This is a genomic window from Pseudomonas sp. PS02302 (assembly GCF_029959585.1).
GTDB classification, from domain to species: domain Bacteria; phylum Pseudomonadota; class Gammaproteobacteria; order Pseudomonadales; family Pseudomonadaceae; genus Chryseomonas; species Chryseomonas aestiva.
The window spans coordinates 1-24212 of sequence record NZ_JASCON010000084.1; the positions used below are offsets into that span (position 1 = coordinate 1).

Below are 24212 nucleotides of genomic sequence, written 5' to 3' on the forward strand. Positions count from 1 at the left end.
GCGCAGGGCCGGAGGCCCTGCGCGCTCAACGGCCCCATCCCGCCGGAAAGGTCTATAAGCGCAGAGCATTTCCAGACAGCGTCCAAGGAGCGATACGGGCAGCCGAACCCAAGACAGGGAATTGAAATGAACGACAAACTTACTGTACTGATCGCTTCTTCCGACCTTGCTGTCACCGCGAAGCTGGAAGCGATAAAGGCGCTGCATGACCTGGAGGGCTGGGCGTTCGTCTTCCTGCTGGAGGATTACCTGGGCGAAGCAGGCGCTGAACTGAAACGGCCGGAAAACTTCATCGTTTCCGACTTCGCTAACGCCACTGAGGTAGCGGGTGCGCTGGATAGGATAGCTCGCAACTATCAAATCTCTACGGCGATCGCTTTTGATGAATTTTCGCTCTACGTCGCCGCCTCGGCAAATGATCGCTGGCAACTCAAAGGCATAACTCTAAAAGATGCTCAGCGGTTTCGCGACAAGAAGAAGATGAAAGAAATTGCTCAGCGAGCAGGCATCAAGACAGCCAGGGAAATCACCCTTGATGAAATCAAGCGCGCAGAAATCCAGTTCCCCGTCATCATCAAACCGCGTTCGCTGGCAGGGGCTCAAGGTGTCCAGATCATTTCCGCAGCAGAAGAACTTTCAAGAATAGATATCGATCTCGACTCTGACTACCAGGACATGAGTGAGCGTCAGTATCTTATCGAAGCCTACAATTCAAGCAGTATCTATCATATAGACTGTGTCGTTCTCGAAGGAACGCTGGCATTCATATCGGTCGGCGAATACCTGGGAAAACCCATTGATTTCCTGCAGGAAAAACCTGTCGGCACGGTGTCCGTCCCCGAGCGGATGATCGAGGATACCTGGCGCCAATTCACTGAAGCCGTGATAGCCGCATTCGAAGCGCCTGACGGGGTTTATCACATAGAAGCCTTTGACGGTGCAGAACTGCTGGAAATCGCCTACCGACCTGGCGGCGCAGCCATCGTGGAGATGATAGAGATGGTCTACGGGCTGGACCTGAAGCATATCCATCTTGCCGCACAGCTGGGTTTAGCGCCGCCGCTCGATATCCAACGCAAGGAAGATGCCTTCGGCTACATTACCTTTCCAAAAAAACATCTTGCTACCGAGCCACTCTACGTCACACAGACCGCCTTTCCGCCCCTCGAAAACATGCCGACTCTGAGAACCTATGCGATGCCCAGAGCAGGCGACCTAGCGTCGGGAAAATTCTATTGCTACAAGGATTCGCTGGGTTCTTTCGTATTTTGTGGCAACCGCAAGCTCGTGCTCCAGGACATCGACTACCTGAATAACAACTACCGGGTCGACGTGGCCGCTGAATAGGGAAAAGCCGCTTTGGAATAATCCTGCCTCAGAGGATTCTCCACAAAACTGGAGGCTAATTTCGTCATGAGAATAGACCAGCCAAACACCATACTGATCATTTCCTCTGAACTGGATGTCAGTGAGGTAATCGCCAACATCAGCAACATTTACCCAATACCGCATTGGACGTTCGTCTATCTTCTGGAGGATCTGCTGGATCAGGCCGGAGCGGAATTGATTCGCACCGACACCTTTCTGGTTCGTGACTTTGCCGTCCATGCCGAGATTGAAAGAACCTTTGACCGAATCGCCAGCGAGTACCGGGTAACTGCAGTCCTACCCAATGATGAATTCGCGGTACACATCGCGGCCTGGGCCAATGAGCGCTGGGGACTGCCTGGGCTCACGCTAGAGGTGGCGGCACGGTTTCGTGACAAGAAGCGAATGAAGCAGATCGCCCAGTCGTTCAACATTCCGACGCCCAGAGAACTCACACTCGACCAGATCAAGGGCGGCATGGCGACATTCCCAATAATCTTGAAACCCCGATCCCTGGCTGGCGCCGTCGGGGTCAAGATCATCACCAATGCCCTCGAGCTTTCCGACATTCACAGCGCTGAGGATGACGCCTATCAGGATATGAGCGACCGTCAGTACATCCTTGAAACCTACAACAGCCAGCCGCTGTATCAGCTAGATGCAGTCGTCCTAAGGAAACAGCTGGCATTCCTGTCCGCGGGAGAATACCTGGGAAAACCCATCGACTATCTCGCCGAGCGCCCGTTGGGGTACCTCTCCGTACCCGAAGACGATCTTCAGGCACGCTGGCGACCCTTCATCGAGCGCGTGATGGCTGCGTTTGACGGGCCTGACGGGGTCTACCATATCGAAGCCTTCGGCAACGCCGACGATGGCTTCGAGCTGCTAGAAATTGCCTACCGCCCTGGCGGAGGACCCACGGCCGAAATGATAGAACTCGCCCATGGAATAGACCTGCGCCTGCTTCACCTGACGCATCAATTGGGTCTCTGCGAATCCTTACAGGCCCACCACAAAGCTGAAGCCTGGGCCTACCTGATGTTTCCAAAAAGACACCTGTCCCGTGAAACGCTCTATGTCACGCACCTATCGCTCCCGAATAGCGAGAACCTGCCAACATTGAAAATCACGACCCTTCCGCGCCCAGGGGACACAGCATCGGGTGAGTTTTTCTGCCACAAGGATGGCCTTGGAACATTCGTATTCTGTGGTGGGCGGCAAAGAGTCGCTGAAGACGTTCACTACGTTCTGGATCATTACCAGGTCCATCTCGAAGCCAGCAGCAGGTAGGCGCCAAGGGGGGGGGGTGTAAATGTTCTCCGGCAAGAGCGACGGGCGCGCAGCCCGCCAGTAGGGCACGCACCTGCGCTACCATCGCCTGCAGCCCCACTCCCAGCTACCGTGTCTTGTCTGGGCGGCTGCTTCCAGGGTGATCTCGGCGCCCCATGCTTTGTCGCCAAGCACAGGAAAACTGCGCCCCCTATGGCTTACTCCAGCGCGGGTAGCGTGCTCATCAGCCGGGCAACGATTCGATCCCAATAAAAAGGCCCCGACGCCTTACAGCGCCGGGGCCTGATTTTCGCTAGCGAAACGCTGGGGATCAATCCTCGCGATAGCGACGCAGGCGCAGGGCCTTGCCGGCTACGCGGGTGTCCTTGAGCTTGGTCAGCAGACGCTCCAGGCCGTCCTCGGGCAGCTCCACCAGGCTGAAGGAGTCACGGATCTGGATACGGCCGATGGCCTCGCGATCCATGCCGCCTTCATTGATGATGGCACCCAGCAGATTCTTGGCGGCAACGCCGTCACGGGCGCCCAGAGCGGTGCGGCAACGCACGCGGCCTTCCGGCAGCGGCTGCATCGGACGACGCTCGCCACGATCCGGACGCTCGCCGCGCTCACCGCGCTCAGTACGCGGACGGTCGCCACGGCCCGCGCCGGGGGTCAACGGCTGCTCACGGCGCAACGACTCGATATCGAGGGCGCGGCCGGCGGTCAGCTTGGCCAGCAGCGCAGCGGCCAAGGTCGAAGGATCGCACTGCAGACGCTCGCACAGCTCCTGACGCAGGGCGCCGTGGGTAGCATCGGCATCGGCCAGCAGCGAACCCACGCCATCGGCCAGACGGGAGATGCGGGCTTCCAGCACGGCTTCGGCGTCGGGCAGGCGGATCTCGCCAACCCGCTGACCGGTAACGCGCTCGATCACCTGCAGCATGCGTCGCTCGCGCGGGGTGACCAGCAGCAGCGCGCGGCCTTCACGACCGGCACGACCGGTACGACCGATACGGTGCACATAGGACTCGGGATCGTAGGGCATGTCCACGTTGAGCACGTGGGTGATGCGCGCCACGTCCAGACCGCGCGCCGCCACGTCGGTGGCGACCACGATGTCCAGCGAACCGTCCTTGAGGGACTCGATGGTCTTCTCGCGCTGAGCCTGGGGCATGTCGCCGTTCAGGGCGCTGACGCGATAGCCCTGGCGCTCGAGCAGCTCGGCCAGGTCCAGGGTCGCCTGCTTGGTCCGCACGAAGGCGATCAGGGCGTCGAAGTTCTCCACTTCCAGCAGGCGCAGCACCGAGGCGGGCTTCTGGTCGGCATGGACCATCAGATGCGCCTGCTCGATGCGGGCGACGGTCTGGGTCTTGGCCGCGATGCGGACGTGTTGCGGGTTCTTCAGGTGACGTTCGGCGATGGCGCGGATCGACGGCGGCAGGGTCGCCGAGAACAGGACGGTCTGGCGGGTTTCCGGCATGGCTTCGAAAATGAATTCGAGGTCGTCCATGAAGCCCAGCTTGAGCATCTCGTCAGCTTCGTCGAGCACCAGGCGCTGGACGGTGGCCAGCAGATTGTCGTCACGGCGCAGGTGGTCACACAGACGGCCGGGGGTGGCGACCAGTACCTGGGCACCCATGCGCAGGGACTTCAGCTGCGGACCCATGGGCGCGCCGCCGTAGAGAGCCACGACTTTGACACCAGACATCTCGGTGGAATAGGTTTCGCAGGCGGTAGCGACCTGCAGGGCCAGTTCACGGGTAGGAACCAGCACCAGAATCTGGGGTTCACGACGGGACGGGTCGAGCTGCGAGAGCAGCGGCAGAGCAAAGGCTGCGGTCTTGCCGGTACCGGTCTGCGCCTGGCCGATCATGTCGTGGCCGGCGAGGATCACCGGAATGGACTGCGACTGGATGGGCGACGGCTCTTCGTAACCGACGGCCTTGATGGCGGCGAGGATGGCGGGATTGAGATTGAGCGCAGCGAAATTGCTGATGTCCTGGGTCATTGTCTTGCCTCGTGTGCTTCGCAAAGACCCCAAAGCCAAGAGCTGCGCTTATCCGAATGACCGAAGTCGCCCAGGCAGCCAAGGTGTGAGCTTTTTGCGAAATAGCGGATGAAAGGGGGTGAAGCGTCTAGGATTGTTCGCCGTCGGGCGAACGCACGACCGGGGTGGCCATGGTGGCGGACCGGGAGAATGCAGTTCCTGAACGGAAGGTCAAAAAGACCGGGGCGAATAATACCCGAACCCTGGACATTTCTCCAGAGAACCTTGGTCTACTTTTGAGGTCAGGTTGCCGCACGCAAGTTGTCCAGATAGGACTCCAGATCGAAGCCGATGCGCAGGCTCAGTTCCCGAACGCGCTGCCGCGTACCCGCCTCGTCCAGCTCCTGTTCCAGACTCGCCGGTACCAGCAGGATCACGTTGCCCTCCACCACCGGGCACTCCCAGTAATGATGACGGAACAGCCCGCGCAGCAGCGCGGCGCCCAGCGGCTTACCGTCGGTGGCGCTCCACTGGTTGATCATCAGCCAGCCGCCCGGATTGAGCTTGGCCTGGCAGTTTTCCAGAAAGCGCCAGGCCAGATGGGCGCTGGAGGGGCCGACGTCGGTGTAGAGATCGACAAAGATCAGATCGGCAGGCGCTGCGCTGTCGAGCAGGTCCAGGGCATCGCCGATGCGGATCGCCAGGCGCGGATCCTCGGCCAGGCCCAGATGCTGGCGGGCCAGGCGCGGCACCGCGGGGCGCAGCTCCAGCGCCTCCACCGCCTCCAGGGGCAGCCACTTGAGGCAGGCCTGGGTCAGGGTACCGGCGCCCAGCCCGAGAAAGAGCGCCCGCCGTGGCTGCGGATGGCAGAGTGCGCCCAGCAGCATGGCGCGGTTGTAGTCATATTCCAGCCAGGCCGGGTCCTGGGTGAAGACGCAGCTCTGCTCCACTTCCTCACCGAACTCCAGGAAGCGATAAGGCCCCACCTCCACCACCCGGATCCGGCCATGGTCGTCGACGACCTCTTCCAGCAACACTTCCGTCTCGACCATCACCACCCTCCTCTATAGCCGCCCATGGTAGCCGCGATGGGCACTGTCTATCGAGCGTTGCGACCGTCATCGGTTACCATGGACGGCTTCGTCGCACCACTCAGAGAGAATCATGTCCGCGCCCTGGAGCCCCAACAGCTGGAGAAGCCTGCCCATCCAGCAGCAGCCCGAATACCCCGATCAAGCCCGCCTCGCCGATGTCGAGCGCACCCTGGCCGGCTATCCGCCCCTGGTATTTGCTGGCGAAGCCCGCGAATTGCGCCGGCAGTTCGCCGAGGTGACCCAGGGTCGGGCCTTCCTGCTGCAGGGCGGTGATTGCGCAGAAAGCTTCTTCGAATTCTCCGCGGGCAAGATTCGCGACACCTTCAAGGTGCTCCTGCAGATGGCGGTGGTCATGACCTTTGCCGCGGGCTGCCCGGTGGTCAAGGTCGGCCGCATGGCCGGCCAGTTCGCCAAGCCGCGCTCCTCCGGCGACGAAATCCAGGACGGCGTCTCCCTGCCGGCCTACCGCGGCGACATCGTCAATGGCATCGACTTCACCGAGGGCAGCCGCATCCCGGACCCGCAGCGGCTGATCCAGGCCTACAACCAGTCCACCGCGACGCTCAATCTGCTGCGTGCCTTCGCCCAGGGCGGCTTCGCCGACCTGCACCAGGTGCATCGCTGGAACCTGGACTTCATCGCCAACTCGGCCCTGGCCGACCGCTACCACCAGTTGGCGGATCGAATCGACGAGACCCTGGCCTTCATGCGCGCCTGCGGCCTGGACACCGCGCCCCAGGTCAAGGAAACCAACTTCTTCACCGCCCACGAGGCGCTGCTGCTCAACTATGAAGAAGCCTTCGTCCGCCGCGACAGCCTGACCGGCGACTGGTACGACTGCTCCGCGCACATGCTCTGGATCGGCGATCGCACCCGCCAGCCCGACGGTGCCCACGTCGAATTCCTGCGCGGGGTGAACAACCCCATCGGCGTCAAGGTCGGTCCTTCCACCACCAGCGAAGACCTGATCCGCCTGATCGATACCCTCAACCCCGAGAACGATCCGGGGCGCCTCAATCTCATCGTGCGTATGGGCGTGGGCAAGGTCGGCGATCACCTGCCGCGCCTGATCCAGACCGTGGAGCGCGAAGGCCGCCAGGTGCTGTGGAGTTCCGACCCCATGCACGGCAACACCATCAAGGCCTCCACCGGCTACAAGACCCGGGACTTCGCCAGCGTGCTGGGCGAGGTCAAGGAGTTCTTCGGCGTGCACCAGGCCGAGGGCACCTACGCGGGCGGCATCCATATCGAAATGACCGGCCAGAACGTCACCGAGTGCATCGGCGGCGCCCGCCCGGTCACCGAAGACGCCCTGTCCGACCGCTACCACACCCATTGCGACCCGCGTCTGAACGCCGACCAGTCCCTGGAACTGGCCTTCATGATCGCCGAGACGCTCAAGGGCATCCGCCGCTAGGCAGAGGGCGCGGCGCGATCTAGTGCCGCGCAACAGCCTCACGCAAGACGTCCGCCGGCCCGTGCAACTGCAGGTCGGCGAGACCCAGCCAAGCGGCCAGGGCGCGCAACTGCGCCGCCAGGGCATCCAGTCCTTCGTCATCCAAGCCTGCCGCCTCCAGATGCACCGCATGCACTGCCAGGCGCGACTGCGCCCGCTCGGCGCGCAGATCCACCCGTGCCGCCAGTCGCTCCCGATAGAGAAAGGGCAATACGTAGTAGCCATAGACCCGCTTGGGCGCCGGGGTATAGATCTCCAGCCGATAGCGAAATCCGAACAGTTGCTCGGTGCGCTCGCGCTCCCAGACCAGGGAGTCGAAGGGCGACAGCAGCGCCGCCGCCTGCACCGGACGCCCGGGATTTGGCGCCTCGGCCGCATAGGCCGGCTTCGACCAGCCCTGCACCTGAAGCGGCTGCAGACTGCCCTCCTCTTGCAATTCGGCGATGCCCTGCCGCGCTTCGGCGGGGCTCAGGCGGAAATAATCGCGCAGCTGGACTTCGCTCGCCACGCCCAGGGCACGGGCACTGCGCAGCAGCAAGGCTCGGCGCGCGGCTTCCGGCGTAGGGGCAGGCGCCGCGAGGATCTCCGCCGGGAGCACCCGCTCAGGCAGATCATAGAGGCGCTCGAAGCCGCGCCGTCCGGCCACCGTCACCTCACCCGCGGCGAACAGCCACTCCAGCGCCAGCTTGGCCGGACTCCAGTCCCACCAGGGACCGGCCTGCTCAACCCGCTTCGCCAGGCTGCCAGCGCCCAGGGCGCCCCGTTGCACCACCGCCTCCAGGGTCTGGGCGACGACCTGCGGCTGCTCGACGGCGAAGCGCGCCAATTGCCGATAGATGCCAATGCCCTGGCGCGCCTGATCACGTCGCCAGCGCAGTTCGGCCCAGACCTCGGCCGGCACCAGCGAGGCCTCATGGGCCCAGCATTCATAGAGCTGCCGCTTGCGCCCCTGACCCCAGGCCAGGGCATCGAAGTCGGCGAAGGCATAGCGGCCGAGACGACTGAACAGCGGCAGATAGTGCGAGCGCACCAGGGCATTGACCGAGTCGATCTGCAGCACATTCAGGCGTGCGGCCTGGCGATACATAGCGGCCAGGCCCGCACCGCCCTTGGGTTGACTCCCAAAACCCTGGGCACGCAAGGCCAGGCGCCGGGCTTCGCGCAGGGAAAGGCTATCCATCCGAGCTCCTGACAGAGAGAGGTGATCTTCCACCCTAGCAGGATCGGCGGCGGCCCTCCTCTGCGGGTTGCCGCCAGAACGGCTTGTCGGCTTCCTGCCAGGCATCGGCGCGACTCAGGCCGAGGTCGTGCAGCGCGCCCTCATCCAGTCGATAGAGGGCCCGGCGTTGACGAGATAGCTCGACCGCCCGGCGCAACCAGGCCCAGACCTGCCGCAGACGGAAGATGACGCCCGGAACACCCGGGGTCCGCGCAGACGAATCTTGGTGAGCGATGAGCTGAGCCATGGTGAATCTCCTGCTACAGGGGCTATGGCTCAAGTCTGGAAGCTGGCATAACATCAATCCAACGAATCTTTCTAATGCGATCCATTCGCCTGGTTGATGCCATGAGTTATCCGAGCATAGAGACCGATCTATTGCGCACCTTCGTCGCCATCGCCGATCAGGGTGGCTTTACCCGCGCGGCCGAGGTGGTCAATCGCACCCAGTCGGCGGTGAGCATGCAGATGCGCAAGCTCGAGGAGGACGTGCTGCAGAGGCGGCTGTTCGAACGGGAGGGCCGCCAGGTACGCCTGACGGCGGAGGGTCAGATCCTGCTGGGCTTCGCCCGGCGCATCCTCAAGCTGCATGGCGAGGTGATGACGACCCTGCGCGAACCGCACATGGTGGGTACGGTGCGTATCGGCACCCCGGACGATTACGTCATGAGGTTCATTCCCGGCATCCTGGCGGGCTTCGCCAAGGCCTATCCGCTGGTGCAGGTGGACGTCCACTGCGAGACCACCGCCGGCCTGCTGCAACGCCAGGACCTGGACCTCACCATCGTCACTCGTGAACCGGGCAACGAGATCGGCCTGCCCCTGCGTCGCGAACGCTTCATCTGGGCCGAGGCGCCGGGTTTCGATATCCACCAGCGCGATCCGCTGCCGCTGGCGATGTTCAACACCTCGTGCTTTCTCAGCGAATGGGCGCGCCGGGCGCTGGACAATCGCGGACGCGGCTATCGCCTGGCCTACAGCAGCCCGAGCCTTGCCGCCCTGCTCGGCATCGTCAAGGCCGGCCTGGCGGTCACCGCGCAACTGGAAAGCCTGCTGCCGAGCGAGCTGCGCCGACTGGGAGAGGCCGACGGCATGCCCGACCTGCCGGCCTGCTCCATCGAATTGCTACGCAATCCGCGCAGCGCCTCGCCGATCATCGACACCCTCGCCGAGCACATCGCCGAGGGCTTTCGGCAGTAGTCAGCGCAGCGCCAGCGGCACCGCACACAGCAGCAGGAAACCGCAGAACAGCAGACGCAGCAGCCGCTCCGGCAACTGGTGCGCCAACTTCACGCCCCAGCTCACGCTGAGCAGTCCACCCAGGGCGAGCGGAATACCCACGCTCCAGTCGACTTCCCCATGCCAGGCATAGCTGGCCAGGGTAACGCCGGTGGTGGGCAGCGCCATGGCCAGGGACATGCCCTGGGCCGCCACCTGGGTCATGCCCATCACCCCGGCGAGAATGGGGGTGGCGATCACCGCGCCACCGACGCCGAACAGCCCGCCGACCAGCCCTGCCACCAGCCCCAGCACCCCGAGCCCCAGGCGACTCGGCGTCGTCAGCGGCGGCTGGCCACGGCGATAGAGTTGCCAGAGGTTGTAGAGCACCAGCACGAGCAGGAAGCCGACGAAGCCGTGGCGCATGGAGCGGGCGTCCAGGGACACCGCCAGCGCCGTACCCGCCAGGGCCGAGAGCATGCCGGCGGCGGCCAGCAGACCGGCACGCTGCCAGTCGATGCGATTGCGCTGGTTGTACTTGTAGACCGACAGCAGCACGTTGGGCACCACCATCACCAGGGCGGTGCCCTGGGCCAGTTGCTGGTCTAGGCCGAACAGCAGGGCCAGCACCGGAATGGCGATCAAGCCGCCGCCGATGCCGAACAACCCACCCACCACACCCAGCACCGCCCCGAGGGCGATATCGATCAAGAGCTGAGACAGCAATTCCACGGCGCACTACCCAGAAGCGAACAGATTCGGAAACCGCTGTCCGGCGCACCGCCAGCGGAGCGCCAGACAGCAAAAAGCCCGGCGAGCCGGGCTTTCTAGCGAGACGCCTGGTTTAGACCTTGGCGCGCGACTTGTACTCGTTGGTACGGGTGTCGATCTCGATGTGGTCACCGATGTCGCAGAACTCGGAGACCTTCAGCTCGTAGCCGTTGTTCAGGCGAGCGGTCTTCATGACCTTGCCCGAGGTATCGCCGCGAACGGCCGGCTCGGTGTAGGAGATCTGGCGCACGATGGTGGTGGGCAGTTCGATGGAGATGACGCGGTCGTTGTAGAACACCGCTTCGCAGACGTCGGTCATGCCGTCTTCGATGAAGGCGATGGCATCGCCCAGGTCGTCTTTCTCGACTTCGTACTGGTTGTAGTCATTGTCGACGAACACGTACAGGGGATCGGCAAAGTAGGAATAGGTCACTTCCTTGCGATCCAGAATCACCGGCTCGAGCTTGTCGTCGGCGCGGAAGACGGTCTCGGTCGCGCTGCCGGAGAGCAGGCTCTTCAGCTTCATCTTGACCACTGCAGCGTTACGGCCGGACTTGTTGTATTCAGCTTTCTGGATGACCCAGGGAGCGTTGTCGATCATGGCCACTTGGCCGGCACGGAACTCTTGTGCGGTTTTCATGCGGTTATCCGTATGGATGGAAGAACGGGATTTCGAGGCGCCATATGATAGCCAATCTGTATGGAAATGCACCAGGCTGCCGGCAAGATCCCTGTGAGAAGCCATCCGATCGCTCCACTCACGGGCCAGCAGACGCCAGTTTTCCACCTGCGCCTCCAGCGCCGACCAGGCGGCCGCCAGATCTCCGCGACCGTTCCAGGCCAGCCAGAGGGCGCTGACCGCGGCGGCCAGCGCCGGCGGGCCGGACGCGGCATAGCGCGCCAGGAAGGCCTCGAGCTTGACGAAATGGGCGTCCTCTTCCTGCGGATAGATGTGCCAGACGAAGGGGTGCGCCGCCCATTGCGCACGGACGAAGGAGTCCTCGCCACGGATGGCATTGAAGTCGCAGCACCACAGCAGCCGGTCGTACTCCTGCTGGGAGACGAAGGGCAGCACCTGCACCCGCAGGGCGCCGCGACGGTGACCGTCGCCGGCCTTGAGCCAGTCCACGCCGAGCCAGGCGGCGACGTTCGCCAGCACCCGCCCTTCCGGCACCAGCAGGCAGGTGGGCTGGGCGCCGGCGCTGAGCACATCGAGCCAGTCGATCAGCGCCGGGTTCTCGTAGGCGAACAGCGAGAACAGCCGCTCCCCGGGTTGGCGCCGCACGCCCAGTCCAGCGAGAAAGTCGTTCTGGGCCGCGGCCGCCTGGAGGAAGCCGTCACGCTGATCGAGCAGGTCGTGCTCGCGCAGCAGCCCGCCCACCTTGGCGGTAAAGCCGGGAAAGAAGAAGTACTTGTTCAGCCCGGTGGGCTGCAGCGACGGCAGGGCGTGACAGCCTTCGATCCACTCCTCGGCGCTCAGGTATTCCAGGTTCAGCCAGAGCGGGCGCTCGGCGCGACGCGCCATGGCGGTGACGAAGCCTTCCGGCAGCTGACAGGCGAAGGCTTCCACCACCACGTCGCCGGGCTCGGCCGCCGTCCAGTCGGCGTGCCAGAGCCGCACCTCGACCCCACGATGCCATTGCTGCTCGGCGGTGCCATCGACCCCCGGCTGGATCCGCGCCAGGGGATAGAGGTCGTCGATCCAGAGGCGGACCTGCTGTCCATGCTCGGCGACCAACTGATGGGCCAGACGCCAGGTGATACCGGCGTCGCCATAGTTGTCCACCACCGTGCAGAAGATATCCCAGGCTGCCATGCCATACCTCTAAGTCATTGATATCGAATCGTGTTCCGCCTGATTGGCGGGCGGACGCGGGACGGCTTCCAGTGAACCCAGTCACACCGCGACCAAGAGCGGGTCGGTAGTATCCGCGCTTTTTCGGACGGATTCTAAATGTCGTTGCGCCCTGCCCTGCTGTTCTGCCTGAGCCTGGCTTCCCTGAGCGCCCTGGCGACGCCCCAGCCACCCCAACCGCCCCGTACCTTCGGCGAAGCCAAGGTGGTGGCGGCCAAGGTCTATGCCAAGCAAGGCGTGGACTTCTATTGCGGCTGCCACTACAGCGGCAAGACCGTGGACCTCAAGAGCTGTGGCTACGTCCCGCGCAAGAGCGCCCAGCGCGCCAGCCGCATCGAATGGGAACACATCGTCCCCGCCTGGGTGATCGGCCACCAGCGCCAGTGCTGGCAGAAAGGCGGTCGCCAGAACTGCACGGCCAACGACCCGGTGTACCAGAAGGCCGAGGCCGACCTCTTCAACCTGGTACCGGTGGTCGGCGAGGTCAATGGCGACCGCAGCAACTTCGCCTTCGGCTGGCTGCCGCAGAAGCCCAGCCAGTATGGCGCCTGCCAGATGGTGGTGGACTTCAAGGCCAAGACCGCCATGCCCCGCCCGGAAATCCGCGGCATGGTGGCGCGCACCTACTTCTACATGAGCGATCGCTACGACCTGCGCCTGTCCAAGCAGGATCGCCAGCTCTACACCGCCTGGACCAAGCAGTATCCGCCGGAGGCCTGGGAGCGCCAGCGCAACCAGCGCCTGGCCTGCATCATGGGTCGCGGCAATCCCTATGTCGGCGAGACCAAGGCCTGCAAATAATGCGCGTCAAGCAGCGGTTGGAATGCCGCTGTGGAATCTCAGCTCGCGATCGCTGGAGGTGATCAATTCCACCTCCAGGGCGCGGACCTCGGCGATCTTGGCATCGACATCGTCGCGCTCGCCATAGAGATAGGCGAGCTTGAGATAGTCCTGGAAATGCCGGGCCTCGGAGGCCAGCAGACCGCCGTAGAACTTGCCCAGCTCCGCGTCCAGATGGGGCGCCACCGCACCGAACCGCTCACAGGAGCGACATTCGATGAAGGCACCGATCACCAGGCTGTCGGTCAGCTTCAGCGGCTCATGGTTGCGGCAGAGCTTGCGCAGGGCGCCGGCATAGCGGGCCGAACTGACGTTGCGGTGCTTGATGCCGCGACGCTTCATGATCTGCAGCACCTGCTCGAAATGGCGCAGCTCTTCGCGGGCGATACGCGACATCTTCCAGGACAGCTCGGCGCGATTGGAATAGGTGAACAGATAGTGGAAGGCGGCGCCGGCGGCCTTCTTCTCGTTGTTGGCGTGGTCCTGCAGCAGCGTCGGCAGGTCCTGCAGCGCGGCCTCGACCCAGGCATCCGGCGTGCGGCAACCGAGGAATTCGTTCATCTCGGGCAAGGACATCAGCGTGCTCCCGTGCAAAAGCCGCGCATTATAGAGAAAGGCAGGCGCCTGGGCAGCGCCGCCTGCCTGCTGGCGTTCAGACGCGGCTGTCGATGCCTTCGAGCAGGAAGCGCGGGGCGATGTAGCGGTCGTAGTGGGCTTCGGAGAGCAGGAAGAATTCCCGGTCGATGGCGTCACGCAACTCGGCCAGGGGGCGATCGCGAAACTCCGGCAGCAGGCGCAGCCCATAGGCATCCAGTTGCTGGATGTGGCGCGCGCCCCGGGCCAGCAACTGATAGGCCCAGCAATACTCCGACTGATCGGGCCGGAAGCGGATGCTGCGTTGCTGCAACTGCTGGCGCAACAGTGCCGGATCGAAGACATCGACCTTGGCCGACACCACCTGCACCAGCAGCAGCTCCAGACGCGCCCAGACGGCGCGCCGCTCCTCTTCGCTGTAGAGATTCCAGTTCACCACCTCGTGGTGGAATCTCTTGCAGCCACGACAGACGTGGTCGCCGAACATCGTCGAGCACAGGCCGACACAGGGCGTCTTGATGACAGGAGTGGGCATGGGCGGCAAGCCTTGGAGCAAAACGCCTAGTCTAGCCGGAAACGTCAACGACCGGCGCGGGTGGCCGACGCCGGTCGTACAGAATCCCAGCCTGATCACAGGATGCGGATCACACCGCGGCGACACCTCGGCTCGCCAGCGGACTGGCGCTGCGGCGGCTCAACCCATAGAAGAACAGTCCACCGAGGGAGCAGCCGGTGAACCAGGCGAAGTTGGCGATCGGCTTGAACCAGGGCACGAAGGTGAAGCACAGCCCGATCAGCGCCGCCGCGACCAGTGCCTGCACCGCCACCCAGTTGACGCCGCCGCTGTACCAGTAGGCGCCATTCGGGGTGTCGTCGAACAGCGCATCGACCTCGATCCGGCCCTTGCGCAACAGGTAGTAGTCCACCAGCAGGATGCCGAACAGCGGGCCGATGCAGGCAGCCAGGACGTCCAGGGTGTAGTGGATCACCTCGGGATTGTTGAACAGGTTCCAGGGGGTGAGGAAGATCGAGGCCACCGCGGCGATCATGCCGCCCGCGCGCCAGCTGATCTTGCTGGGCGCCACGTTGGCGAAGTCGAAGGCCGGCGAAACGAAGTTGGCGACGATGTTGATGCCGATGGTGGCGGTGACGAAGGTGAAGGCGCCGAGCAGCACCGCGGTGGTGTTGTCGATGCGGGCCACGGTGGCGATGGGATCGTGGATCATCTCGCCGAACACCGGGAGGGTGCCGGACACGATCACCACGGTGACCAGGGAAAACGCCAGGAAGTTGATCGGCAGGCCCCAGAAATTCCCGCGCCGCACATCCTGCATGGAGCGGCAGTAGCGGCTGAAGTCACCGAAGTTGAGCGTGGGCCCGGAGAAATAGGACACCACCAGGGCGATGGCGACGATCACCTGGCCGAAGGCGGCCCAGCCGGTCAGTTGCTTTTCCGCCAGGGTGAAGCTGATGTTGCTCCAGCCGGCGCGCCAGACGATCCAGGCGGCGAGCAGGAACATCACCGCATAGACGGCCGGACCGGCCCAGTCGATGAAGCGGCGGATGGATTCCATGCCGGCCCAGAACACGCAGCCCTGCAGCACCCAGAGGGTGAGGAAACCCATCCAGCCGAGATAGGACAGGCCCAGGAAGCTGCTGTCGCCATAGACCGCCAGCGCGGGAAAGAAGCGCAGCACCACGATGACCAGGGCACTGGAGGCCAGATAGGTCTGGATACCGTACCAGGCCACCGCGATCAGGCCGCGGATCACCGCCGGAATGTTTGCGCCGAAGACGCCGAAGGCCAGGCGACAGATCACCGGATAGGGCACGCCAGCCTGCTGGCTGGGCCGGGCAACCAAATTGGCAATCACCTGAACGATGCAGATCCCCACCAGCAGCGCAATCAGCACCTGCCAGCTGGCCAGGCCCAGGGCGAACAGGCTGGCGGCGAAGACATAGCCGCCGACGCTGTGCACGTCGCTCATCCAGAAGGCGAAGATGTTGTACCAATTCCATTTCTGCTCGACCGGGCCGAGATCTTCGTTGTACAGACGTGGGCTGTAGCCCGGGGGAATCTGCTGGTTCATGGATCGCCGCCTCCGTGGTGGCAGGCACCTGCATACGGCGCCTGCCTTGTTTTGTATACAATCCTTCTAGGCAGGGTCCGTGCCAGGTGCGCCGAGATGGCCTTAACTCGCTGGCTCCATAGGAAATTTCCAGGAAAGGAGGCGCTAAGTCAGCGGCCGGAGCGTTACCGGGGATGCACTCCCCTGGGGCGTTAGGTGGCAATGAGGCGCTACCTTGGCGCACAGAGCCCGACGCATTCGCGCATCGTCAGCGCCCCGGACTTTGTATACAATTCAGGCAAATCGCCGGAGTCAGCCCATGAGTGCAGTACCCGCGTCACTCGCCGTTGCCGCCTCCCCCCGGGACGAGCGGATCTACCAGGACATCCTTGAAGCCATCGTCGAGCATCGCCTGGCGCCAGGCACCCGGCTGCCGGAAGACACTCTGGCGGAGACCTTCGGCATCAGCCGCACGGGCATCCGCAAGGTGCTGCAGCGACTGGCGCTGGAACGCCTGGTGACCCTGCGCGCCAATCGCGGCGCCCAGGTCGCCCAGCCCAGCGCCAAGGAAGCCCAGGACATCCTCGCCGCGCGCCAGCTGATCGAGCCGGCGCTGATGCCCCAGGTGGCCGCCCGGGTCGACAGCGCGCAGCTGGCGTCCCTGCGCCAGCTCTGCCTCGAGGAGCACGAGGCCCAGCACGGCGGGCGCCACAGCCTGGCGATCCAGCTGTCCGCGCGCTTTCACGTCGAACTCGCCGCGCTGGCCGACAATCAGGTGCTGACCGAACAGGTCGCCCAATTGGCCAGCCGCTCTTCGCTACTGATCGCCATCTACGGCTCGCGGCACAGCCTGGGCTGCGATTGCGGCCAGCACGAAGACCTGCTGGACCTGCTCGCCCGGGGCGAGGGTGCGGCCGCCAGCGACTGGATGGCGCGCCACCTGCGCCTGATCCGCGAATCCCTCCGGATCGACCGGCCCACGGCCGCCGAGCCCGATTTCCGCAGCATCTTCAAACGCAGTTGAGGCCCCCCATGCAGATCCAGGTCATCAATCCCAATACCAGTGCCAGCATGACCGCCAAGATCGGTCGCGCGGCCCAGGCCATCGCCCGTCCGGGCACCACCATCCTCGCCAGCAATCCCGACGCCGGCCCCGTGTCCATCGAAAGTCACTACGACGAGGCCGTGGCCGCGGTCGGCGTGATCGAAGAGATGCGCAAGGGCGTCGAGGCCGGCTGCGCGGCCCATGTCATCGCCTGCTTTGGCGATCCGGGCCTGCTCGCCGCGCGAGAAATGGCCAGGGGGCCGGTGCTGGGCATCGCCGAGGCCGGCTTCCATCTGGCCAGTCTGCTGGCCACCCGTTTCGCCGTGGTGACCACCCTCACCCGCACCCGCATCATCGCCGAGCACCTGCTGCAACGGTACGGCTTCGCCGAACTGTGCACCTCGGTACGCTGTATCGACCTGCCGGTACTGGCCCTGGAAGCCGCCGACGACAGCCTGATCGAACTGATCGCCGCCGAGGGTCGCCGTGCCCGTGACGAAGAAGGCGCCGGCGCCATCGTGCTCGGCTGTGGCGGCATGGCCGATCTGCGCGAGGCCCTGAGCGAGGCCATCGGCATCCCGGTGATCGAAGGCGTCAGCGCCGCGGTCAAGCTGGCCGAGTCCCTGGTGGACCTGGGGCTGGGCACCAGCAAGCACGGCGACCTGGCCTACCCCATCGCCAAGCCCTTCAGCGGACGCTTCGCCCATCTGGGCCGCTAGCCTGCGCCCGGGGTCCAACGACCGGGAGCAGATGCGACAACGCAGCGCTTAACTTCGCCCGAGGCTTGGCGTAGAATTAGGCAGCCTTATAGGCGCAATGTCCGATACGAAGCTGTTTTCAAAGCGTCACGAGCAAAGTATCCGGTGATCCGGCAGCGGCGGCCTCATCAACCGCCCTGCCGCCGATCAGCTCTTCAGCAGCCGGCGTAAAACTTTGAAAACAGCTTCCGGCGGAATGCGTCCGGCGCGACGGCGGTCCTGCCCGCAGCCTCCCCCGTCATACCCCGCCGGATACATTCCGGGGCGCCAGCCCCCGGACGCAATATTGGACCACTGATGAGGGTCAACCTGTGCTTGAAGCCTATCGTAACCACGTAGAAGAGCGTGCCGCCCAGGGCATCGTGCCCCAGCCGCTGAACGCCGAGCAAACGGCCGGTCTGGTCGAACTGCTGAAGAATCCCCCGGCCGGCGAAGAAGAATTTCTCGTCGACCTCATTACCAACCGCGTACCGCCGGGCGTCGACGAAGCCGCCTATGTGAAGGCCGGTTTCCTCTCCGCGGTCGCCAAGGGCGAAACCCAGTCCCCGCTGATCTCCCGCCAGCGCGCCACCGAATTGCTGGGCACCATGCAGGGCGGCTACAACATCGCCACCCTGGTCGAGCTGCTGGACGACGCCGAACTGGGGGCCGTGGCCGCCGAACAGCTCAAGCACACCCTGCTGATGTTCGATGCCTTCCACGACGTTGCCGAAAAGGCCAAGGGCGGCAACGCCCACGCCAAGGCCGTCATGCAGTCCTGGGCCGAGGGCGAGTGGTACAGGAAGCGTCCGGAAATCGCCGAAAAGTACACCCTGACCGTGTTCAAGGTGCCGGGCGAGACCAACACCGACGACCTCTCTCCCGCCCCTGACGCCTGGTCGCGTCCGGACATCCCGCTGCACGCCCTGGCCATGCTGAAGATGGCGCGCGACGGCATCGTGCCCGAGCAGCAAGGCAGCATCGGTCCGCTGAAGCAGATCGAGGAAGTGCGCGCCAAGGGCTTCCCGGTCGCCTACGTCGGTGACGTGGTCGGTACCGGTTCTTCCCGCAAGTCCGCCACCAACTCGGTGCTGTGGTTCTTCGGCGACGACATCCCCTACGTGCCGAACAAGCGCGCCGGTGGTTTCTGCTTCGGCTCCAAGATCGCCCCGATCTTCTACAACACCATGGAAGACGCCGGCGCCCTGCCGATCGAATTCGATGTGTCGGAGCTGGAAATGGGCGACGTCATCGACGTCTATCCCAAGGCCGGCAAGGTCACCCGCCATGGCAGTGACGAGGTGCTCGCCACCTTCGAACTCAAGACCCCCGTGCTGCTGGACGAAGTCCGCGCCGGCGGCCGTATCCCGCTGATCGTCGGCCGTGGCCTGACCGAGAAGGCGCGTGCCGAACTGGGCATGGGTCCGGCCGACCTGTTCAACAAGCCGGACCAGCCGGCCGAGAGCAGCAAGGGCTACACCCTGGCGCAGAAGATGGTCGGCAAGGCCTGCGGCGTCGAGGGCGTGCGCCCCGGCACCTACTGCGAGCCGAAGATGACCACCGTCGGCTCCCAGGACACCACTGGCCCGATGACCCGCGACGAGCTGAAGGACCTGGCCTGCCTGGGCTTCTCCGCCGACCTGGTGATGCAGTCCTTCTGCCACACCGCGGCCTATCCCAAGCCCATCGACGTCAAGACCCACCACACCCTGCCGGATTTCATCCGCACCCGTGGCGGTGTCTCCCTGCGTCCGGGCGACGGCATCATCCACAGCTGGCTGAACCGCATGCTGCTGCCCGACACCGTCGGCACCGGTGGCGATTCCCACACCCGCTTCCCGATCGGCATCTCCTTCCCGGCCGGTTCCGGCCTGGTGGCCTTCGCCGCGGCCACCGGCGTCATGCCGCTGGACATGCCGGAGTCGGTACTGGTGCGCTTCAAGGGCAAGATGCAGCCCGGGATCACCCTGCGTGACCTGGTGCATGCCATCCCCTACTATGCCATCCAGAAGGGCCTGCTGACCGTCGAGAAGAAGGGCAAGAAGAACATCTTCTCCGGCCGCATCCTCGAGATCGAAGGTCTGGAAGACCTGACCGTGGAGCAGGCGTTCGAGCTGTCCGATGCCTCCGCCGAGCGTTCCGCCGCCGGTTGCACCATCAAGCTGTCGCCCGAGTCCATCACCGAGTACCTGCAGTCCAACATCACCCTGCTGCGCTGGATGATCGAGGAAGGCTACGGTGATCCCCGCACCCTGGAGCGCCGTGCGCGCGCCATGGAAGCCTGGGTTGCCAATCCGGAACTGCTGGCTGCCGATGCCGACGCCGAATACAGCGAAGTCATCGAGATCGACCTGGCCGAGGTCAACGAGCCGGTGCTGTGCGCCCCGAACGATCCCGACGACGCCCGCCTGCTGTCCCAGGTGGCCGGCGACAAGATCGACGAGGTGTTCATCGGTTCCTGCATGACCAACATCGGTCACTTCCGTGCCGCCGGCAAGCTGCTGGACAAGGTCAAGGGTTCGATCCCGACCCGTCTGTGGCTGTCGCCGCCGACCAAGATGGACCAGCACCAGCTGACCGAGGAAGGTTACTACGGCATCTACGGCAAGGCCGGTGCGCGCATGGAAATGCCGGGCTGCTCGCTGTGCATGGGCAACCAGGCCCGCGTGGCCGCCAATGCCACCGTGGTGTCCACCTCTACCCGTAACTTCCCCAACCGCCTGGGCGACGGCGCCAACGTCTACCTGGCGTCGGCGGAACTGGCCGCGGTGGCCTCGATCCTGGGCAAGCTGCCCAGCGTCGAGGAATACATGGAATACGCGAAGAGCATCGACAGCATGGCCGCGGACGTCTACCGCTACCTGAGCTTCGACCAGATCGCCGAATTCCGTGAAAGCGCCGAGAAAGCCCGTATCGCTGCCGTCGAAGTCTGACGCCAGCCTTCGGTACGGAAAAACCGCCCCTCGGGGCGGTTTTTTTATGGCGATCTCGCCGCAGGGCGGGCAACGCGACGCGTATCTAAGTTAGCTAGCCGAGAGATGCCCTGGTAGCTGTCGCTGGTAAAGGCTGCGCCGTTTTCCACGCCGCGAAGGCCTTAAGCGGCACTTAACCCGGACGCGCTAGGCTCTGGGTTCCCTTATGCCGAGGTCTGCCCATGAAACGTCTTGCGGTCGTCATCCTGTCGGTCTCCCTGCTCGGCCTCAGCCAGGCGAGCCTGGCGGCGGGTTGCATCAAGGGTGCCGTGGTCGGCGGAATGGCCGGGCATGTCGCCGGTCACCATGCCATCGCCGGTGCCGTTGCTGGTTGCGCCATCGGCCACCACCTGGCGGCGAAGGCCAAGGAAGACCCGCAGCACCCTCATGGCTGATCGGCCGGTCGCCATCACGACCGACTGCTGGAGAATCATCCCGATGCCGCGTCCACTGCTTGCGCTGCTGTTGTCGCTGGGCCTCTGGAATGCCGCTGCCCTGGCCGCGGAGCCGACCGCCACGCGCTCCCTGGCTGCGGCCTATGGTGCCCGGCTGAAAATCGGCGCGGCGGTCGAGCCCGAACAACTCGCGGACGCCGACGGGGCGCTGCTGGCCCGGCAATTCAGCAGTCTGGTGGCGGAAAACGCCATGAAGCCCCTGCGCATTCATCCCCAGGAAGACCGCTATGTCTTCGGACCGGCCGATGCCCTCGTCGCCTTCGCCGAACAGCACGGCCTGGCGGTGCGCGGTCATACCCTGCTCTGGGGCAGCCACACCCCGGACTGGTTCTGGCAGGGTGCCGATGGCCAGCCGGCCACGCGCGAGCAGGTGCTGCAGCGCCTGAAGCAGCATATCGCCACGGTGGTCGGCCATTACCGCGGACGGGTCTATGCCTGGGATGTGGTCAACGAGGCCATAGACCCCAATCAGTCCAGCTGCCTGCGTGATGATCGCTGGATGCAGGTGATCGGTCCTGACTATCTCGCCGTGGCCTTTCGCGCCGCCCATGCCGCCGATCCCCAGGCACGCCTGTTCATTAACGACTTCAACACCCAGGAACCGGCCAAGCGCGACTGCCTGGCGCGGGTGGTGAAGGGCCTGCTGGCCGAGGGCGTGCCGGTGCAGGGCATCGGCCACCAGACCCATATCAGTATCTACTGGCCATCCCTGGCGGCTATCGATCAGTCGCTCACCACCTTCGCCCGCCTCGGACTGGAAAACCAGATCACCGAGCTGGACATGAGCCTCTACCAGCATCACGACTACCAGCCGCAGCAGCCACTGGCGCAGCGCCTGAACCTGCAGGCCGAGCGCTATCGCGACCTCATGGCCCTGGTGCTGGCCCATCCCGAGGTCACCGCGGTGACCTGGTGGGGCGTGGCCGATGATCACAGCTGGCTGAACCACCAGCCCGGGGCGCCCGGGGACGACCAGCCGCTGCTGTTCGATCGCCAGCAGCGGCCAAAGCCGGCCTATTGGGCGGTGCTGCATCTGCGACCGCATCAGTGAGTACGCCTTGCCAACGGCTCTGGCGCAGCCTCTTCACTCTCGCCCAGGCCAAGCCTTGTTGCGGCTGGTGCCTGGATCGCGGCCTTGGGCCGTGCCTACGGTCATACCTGAGGTGGTAGGAGCGGCCCATGGCCGCGATATCGATGGCCCGCTGATGCTGCAGGTGATGGGTGGCGTCCACGGCACTCTGGTGGCCGAGAGGGAGAGCCGGAGAACTGATACGGATCAGCCTGGTCAATTGTTACAGGACATTACTTCGCACCCACGAGAGGTCGCCACCATGAAGCTCCTGCCTACCCTTGCCCTGTCTGTTCTGCTGCTCGGCGCCAGCCAAGCCACCTTCGCCGCCGGTTGCGTCAAGGGCGCCGTGGTCGGCGGCGCCGCGGGCCACGTCGCCGGTGGTCACGGCGTTGCCGGTGCCGCGGCGGGCTGCGCCATCGGTCACCACGAGGCCAACAAGAAGGCCAAGGAAGAACAGCAGGCCGCGCCCAAGCAATAGTCGCAAGGCCCCGCCCGCACTGGCGGGAGGGGCCGATTTAACGCTTTCTTTACGCCCCGCCACCGCTCCCCGCCTCGCTTCTTTACGCCCCTCCTCCCGACAATTTCTCCACGCGGCAACGGCCGTCTCTGGAGAACTTGTGATGACCCCCTGGAATCTTCTGGCCCTGCTCCTGGCACTGGGTCTGTTCGTCTATCTGCTGGCGGCGCTGCTACGCGCCGGCCGGTCCTAGGGAGGCGGCATGGACAGCCAAGCCGCGTTCCTGATCCTGGCCTTTCTGGCCCTGACCTTTCTTCCCGCGCCCTTCCTGGGGCGCTACTTCCACCGCGCGCTGGAAGGCGAGCGGACCTGGCTGACCTTTGTCGGCGGGCCCCTGGAGCGCCTGACCCTCAAGCTGGCGGGCACCGATGGCCGCGGCCAGGACTGGCGCACCTATGCCATCGCCCTGGTGCTGTTCAATGGGCTGGGCATCGGGCTGCTGTTCACCATCCTCGTGCTGCAGGGCAGTCTGCCGTTGAACCCGCAGAAGCTGCCCGGGCTGGAATGGACCCTGGCGCTGAACACCGCCATCAGTTTCGTCACCAACACCAACTGGCAGGCCTACAGCGGCGAAGCCTCGCTGAGCTATTTCAGCCAGATGATCGGCCTGGGCGTGCAGAACTTCGTCAGCGCCGCGGTGGGCGTGGCCGTGCTCGCTGCCCTGGCCCGCGGCATCACCCGCCGTAGCGCCCAGGAGATCGGCAACTTCTGGGTCGACCTGTTTCGCGCCATCTTCTATGTGCTGCTGCCGCTGAGCGTGCCCCTTGCACTGCTGCTGATCTGGCAGGGCGTGCCCCAGACCTTCGCGAGCTATGTCGACGCCACCACCCTGCAGGGCGCGACCCAGACCCTGCCGCTGGGCCCGGCCGCCAGCCAGATCGCCATCAAGCAGCTGGGTACCAACGGGGGCGGCTTCTTTGGCGTCAACTCGGCGCATCCCTTCGAGAACCCCACGGCGCTGAGCGATCTGCTCGAGCTGTCGGCCATCCTCATGATTCCGGCGGCCCTGGTGTTCAGCTTCGGTCACTACGTCAAGGACCGGCGGCAGAGCTGGGCGATCTTCGCCGCCATGTTCGGCCTGCTGGTGGTGGGAGGCACTGTCGCCATCGTTGCCCAGAACCACGCCAACCCCGCCTTGGCCGGCCTGGCGATCACCCAGGGGGCGTCCCTGGAAGGCCTGGAGACCCGCTTCGGCGGTACTGCGTCAGCCCTCTGGGCGACGGTCACCACGGCCGCCTCGAACGGTTCGGTGAATTCCATGCATGACAGCCTGGCGCCGCTGACCGGGCTGATCGCGCTGTTCAACATGATGCTTGGCGAGGTGATCTTCGGCGGCGTCGGCGCCGGTCTCTACGGCATGCTGCTCAATGTGCTGATCGCCGTCTTCATCGCCGGCCTGATGGTGGGCCGCACCCCGGAATACCTGGGCAAGAAGCTGGAAGCTCCCGAGGTGCGGCTGCTGGTGGCGACCCTGCTGGTGATGCCGCTGGGCGTCCTGGTGCTGGGCGCCATCGCCGCCAGCGTCCCGGCCGGCGTCGCCGGGATCGCCGCCACGGGTCCCCATGGCTTCAGCCAGCTGCTCTATGCCTATACCTCGGCCACGGCCAACAACGGCTCGGCCTTTGCCGGCTTCGGTGCCAATACGCCCTTCCACAACCTGATGCTGAGCCTGGC

The 24212-nt window shown here is 64.6% G+C and carries 22 protein-coding genes and 1 pseudogene; 13 read left to right on the plus strand and 10 right to left on the minus strand.

Annotation, left to right across the window (positions count from 1 at the left end; genetic code table 11):
• Positions 1-126: 126 nt before the first annotated feature.
• Positions 127-1347: an ATP-grasp domain-containing protein gene (locus tag QMX82_RS21490; protein ID WP_282287437.1), complete on the plus strand. Its 1221-nt coding sequence runs from the start codon at positions 127-129 to the stop codon at positions 1345-1347.
• Between the two features lie 66 nt (positions 1348-1413).
• The gene (locus QMX82_RS21495; protein WP_282287400.1) at positions 1414-2658 is read left to right on the plus strand and encodes an ATP-grasp domain-containing protein; all 1245 of its coding nucleotides are present in this window, start codon (positions 1414-1416) and stop codon (positions 2656-2658) included.
• 310 nt (positions 2659-2968) lie between these two features.
• Here QMX82_RS21495 and QMX82_RS21500 read toward each other — a convergent pair whose 3' ends face one another.
• Complete coding sequence (locus tag QMX82_RS21500) at positions 2969-4645, minus strand: DEAD/DEAH box helicase (protein WP_282287402.1); 1677 nt, start codon at positions 4643-4645, stop codon at positions 2969-2971.
• A 281-nt stretch (positions 4646-4926) separates the two neighbouring features.
• Positions 4927-5676, minus strand: a complete 750-nt coding sequence (locus QMX82_RS21505) for a spermidine synthase (RefSeq protein ID WP_133860658.1) — start codon at positions 5674-5676, stop codon at positions 4927-4929.
• Between the two features lie 112 nt (positions 5677-5788).
• Between QMX82_RS21505 and QMX82_RS21510 the strand changes: the two genes are divergently transcribed.
• Positions 5789-7135 carry a class II 3-deoxy-7-phosphoheptulonate synthase gene (locus tag QMX82_RS21510; protein WP_282287405.1) on the plus strand — a complete coding sequence of 449 codons (1347 nt, stop codon included), beginning with the start codon at positions 5789-5791 and terminating at the stop codon, positions 7133-7135.
• Positions 7136-7154: 19 nt separating this feature from the next.
• Here the strand turns inward: QMX82_RS21510 and QMX82_RS21515 are convergent, their stop codons facing one another.
• Entirely contained in the window at positions 7155-8354 is a 1200-nt protein-coding gene (locus QMX82_RS21515; RefSeq protein ID WP_208691349.1) for a winged helix-turn-helix domain-containing protein, read from the minus strand.
• Positions 8355-8388: 34 nt separating this feature from the next.
• The gene (locus QMX82_RS21520) at positions 8389-8640 is read right to left on the minus strand and encodes a DUF1127 domain-containing protein (RefSeq protein ID WP_187979382.1); all 252 of its coding nucleotides are present in this window, start codon (positions 8638-8640) and stop codon (positions 8389-8391) included.
• Between the two features lie 101 nt (positions 8641-8741).
• Here QMX82_RS21520 and QMX82_RS21525 point away from each other — a divergent pair, with 101 nt between their 5' ends.
• Positions 8742-9593 carry a LysR substrate-binding domain-containing protein gene (locus QMX82_RS21525; protein ID WP_133860662.1) on the plus strand — a complete coding sequence of 284 codons (852 nt, stop codon included), beginning with the start codon at positions 8742-8744 and terminating at the stop codon, positions 9591-9593.
• On the opposite strand, the gene QMX82_RS21530 is transcribed toward QMX82_RS21525, so the two are convergent.
• The 3 genes and pseudogenes from QMX82_RS21530 to earP all read right to left on the minus strand — a co-directional run.
• Positions 9594-10334 (minus strand): sulfite exporter TauE/SafE family protein, encoded by a 741-nt coding sequence (locus QMX82_RS21530; RefSeq protein ID WP_208694978.1) that lies wholly within the window; start codon positions 10332-10334, stop codon positions 9594-9596.
• 121 nt (positions 10335-10455) lie between these two features.
• Positions 10456-11022: an elongation factor P gene (gene efp / locus QMX82_RS21535; protein ID WP_166655901.1), complete on the minus strand. Its 567-nt coding sequence runs from the start codon at positions 11020-11022 to the stop codon at positions 10456-10458.
• Positions 11023-11070: 48 nt separating this feature from the next.
• Positions 11071-12198 (minus strand): annotated as a pseudogene (gene earP / locus QMX82_RS21540) (elongation factor P maturation arginine rhamnosyltransferase EarP); the annotation flags it as partial.
• A gap of 138 nt (positions 12199-12336) precedes the next feature.
• Here earP and QMX82_RS21545 point away from each other — a divergent pair.
• Positions 12337-13038: an endonuclease gene (locus QMX82_RS21545; protein ID WP_208691350.1), complete on the plus strand. Its 702-nt coding sequence runs from the start codon at positions 12337-12339 to the stop codon at positions 13036-13038.
• A gap of 6 nt (positions 13039-13044) precedes the next feature.
• Here QMX82_RS21545 and QMX82_RS21550 read toward each other — a convergent pair whose 3' ends face one another.
• The 3 genes from QMX82_RS21550 to QMX82_RS21560 form a co-directional block, all read right to left on the minus strand.
• Complete coding sequence (locus QMX82_RS21550; RefSeq protein WP_282287440.1) at positions 13045-13656, minus strand: tRNA-(ms[2]io[6]A)-hydroxylase; 612 nt, start codon at positions 13654-13656, stop codon at positions 13045-13047.
• Positions 13657-13729: 73 nt separating this feature from the next.
• Positions 13730-14206 carry a DUF1289 domain-containing protein gene (locus QMX82_RS21555; RefSeq protein ID WP_282287414.1) on the minus strand — a complete coding sequence of 159 codons (477 nt, stop codon included), beginning with the start codon at positions 14204-14206 and terminating at the stop codon, positions 13730-13732.
• Between the two features lie 109 nt (positions 14207-14315).
• Entirely contained in the window at positions 14316-15761 is a 1446-nt protein-coding gene (locus tag QMX82_RS21560) for an NCS1 family nucleobase:cation symporter-1 (RefSeq protein WP_282287416.1), read from the minus strand.
• Between the two features lie 298 nt (positions 15762-16059).
• On the opposite strand from QMX82_RS21560, the gene QMX82_RS21565 reads away from it, so the two are divergent.
• From QMX82_RS21565 to kdpA, 8 genes are all read left to right on the plus strand, one after another.
• Entirely contained in the window at positions 16060-16764 is a 705-nt protein-coding gene (locus QMX82_RS21565) for a GntR family transcriptional regulator (RefSeq protein WP_282287418.1), read from the plus strand.
• Positions 16765-16772: 8 nt separating this feature from the next.
• Positions 16773-17504 carry an aspartate/glutamate racemase family protein gene (locus QMX82_RS21570; RefSeq protein ID WP_208691353.1) on the plus strand — a complete coding sequence of 244 codons (732 nt, stop codon included), beginning with the start codon at positions 16773-16775 and terminating at the stop codon, positions 17502-17504.
• Positions 17505-17854: 350 nt separating this feature from the next.
• Entirely contained in the window at positions 17855-20455 is a 2601-nt protein-coding gene (gene acnB, locus QMX82_RS21575; protein ID WP_208691354.1) for a bifunctional aconitate hydratase 2/2-methylisocitrate dehydratase, read from the plus strand.
• 221 nt (positions 20456-20676) lie between these two features.
• Positions 20677-20889, plus strand: a complete 213-nt coding sequence (locus QMX82_RS21580) for a hypothetical protein (protein WP_282287424.1) — start codon at positions 20677-20679, stop codon at positions 20887-20889.
• A gap of 43 nt (positions 20890-20932) precedes the next feature.
• On the plus strand, positions 20933-22000 hold the full coding sequence (locus QMX82_RS21585) for an endo-1,4-beta-xylanase (RefSeq protein ID WP_282287427.1): 1068 nt from the start codon (positions 20933-20935) through the stop codon (positions 21998-22000).
• A 280-nt stretch (positions 22001-22280) separates the two neighbouring features.
• A complete protein-coding gene (locus QMX82_RS21590; protein WP_158897040.1) occupies positions 22281-22499 on the plus strand; it encodes a hypothetical protein in 219 nt (72 codons plus the stop codon).
• A gap of 142 nt (positions 22500-22641) precedes the next feature.
• On the plus strand, positions 22642-22731 hold the full coding sequence (locus tag QMX82_RS21595) for a potassium-transporting ATPase subunit F (RefSeq protein WP_017640468.1): 90 nt from the start codon (positions 22642-22644) through the stop codon (positions 22729-22731).
• 9 nt (positions 22732-22740) lie between these two features.
• Positions 22741-24212, plus strand: a 1472-nt coding sequence (kdpA, locus tag QMX82_RS21600; protein ID WP_282287435.1) for a potassium-transporting ATPase subunit KdpA, incomplete at its 3' end; no start/stop codon positions are given.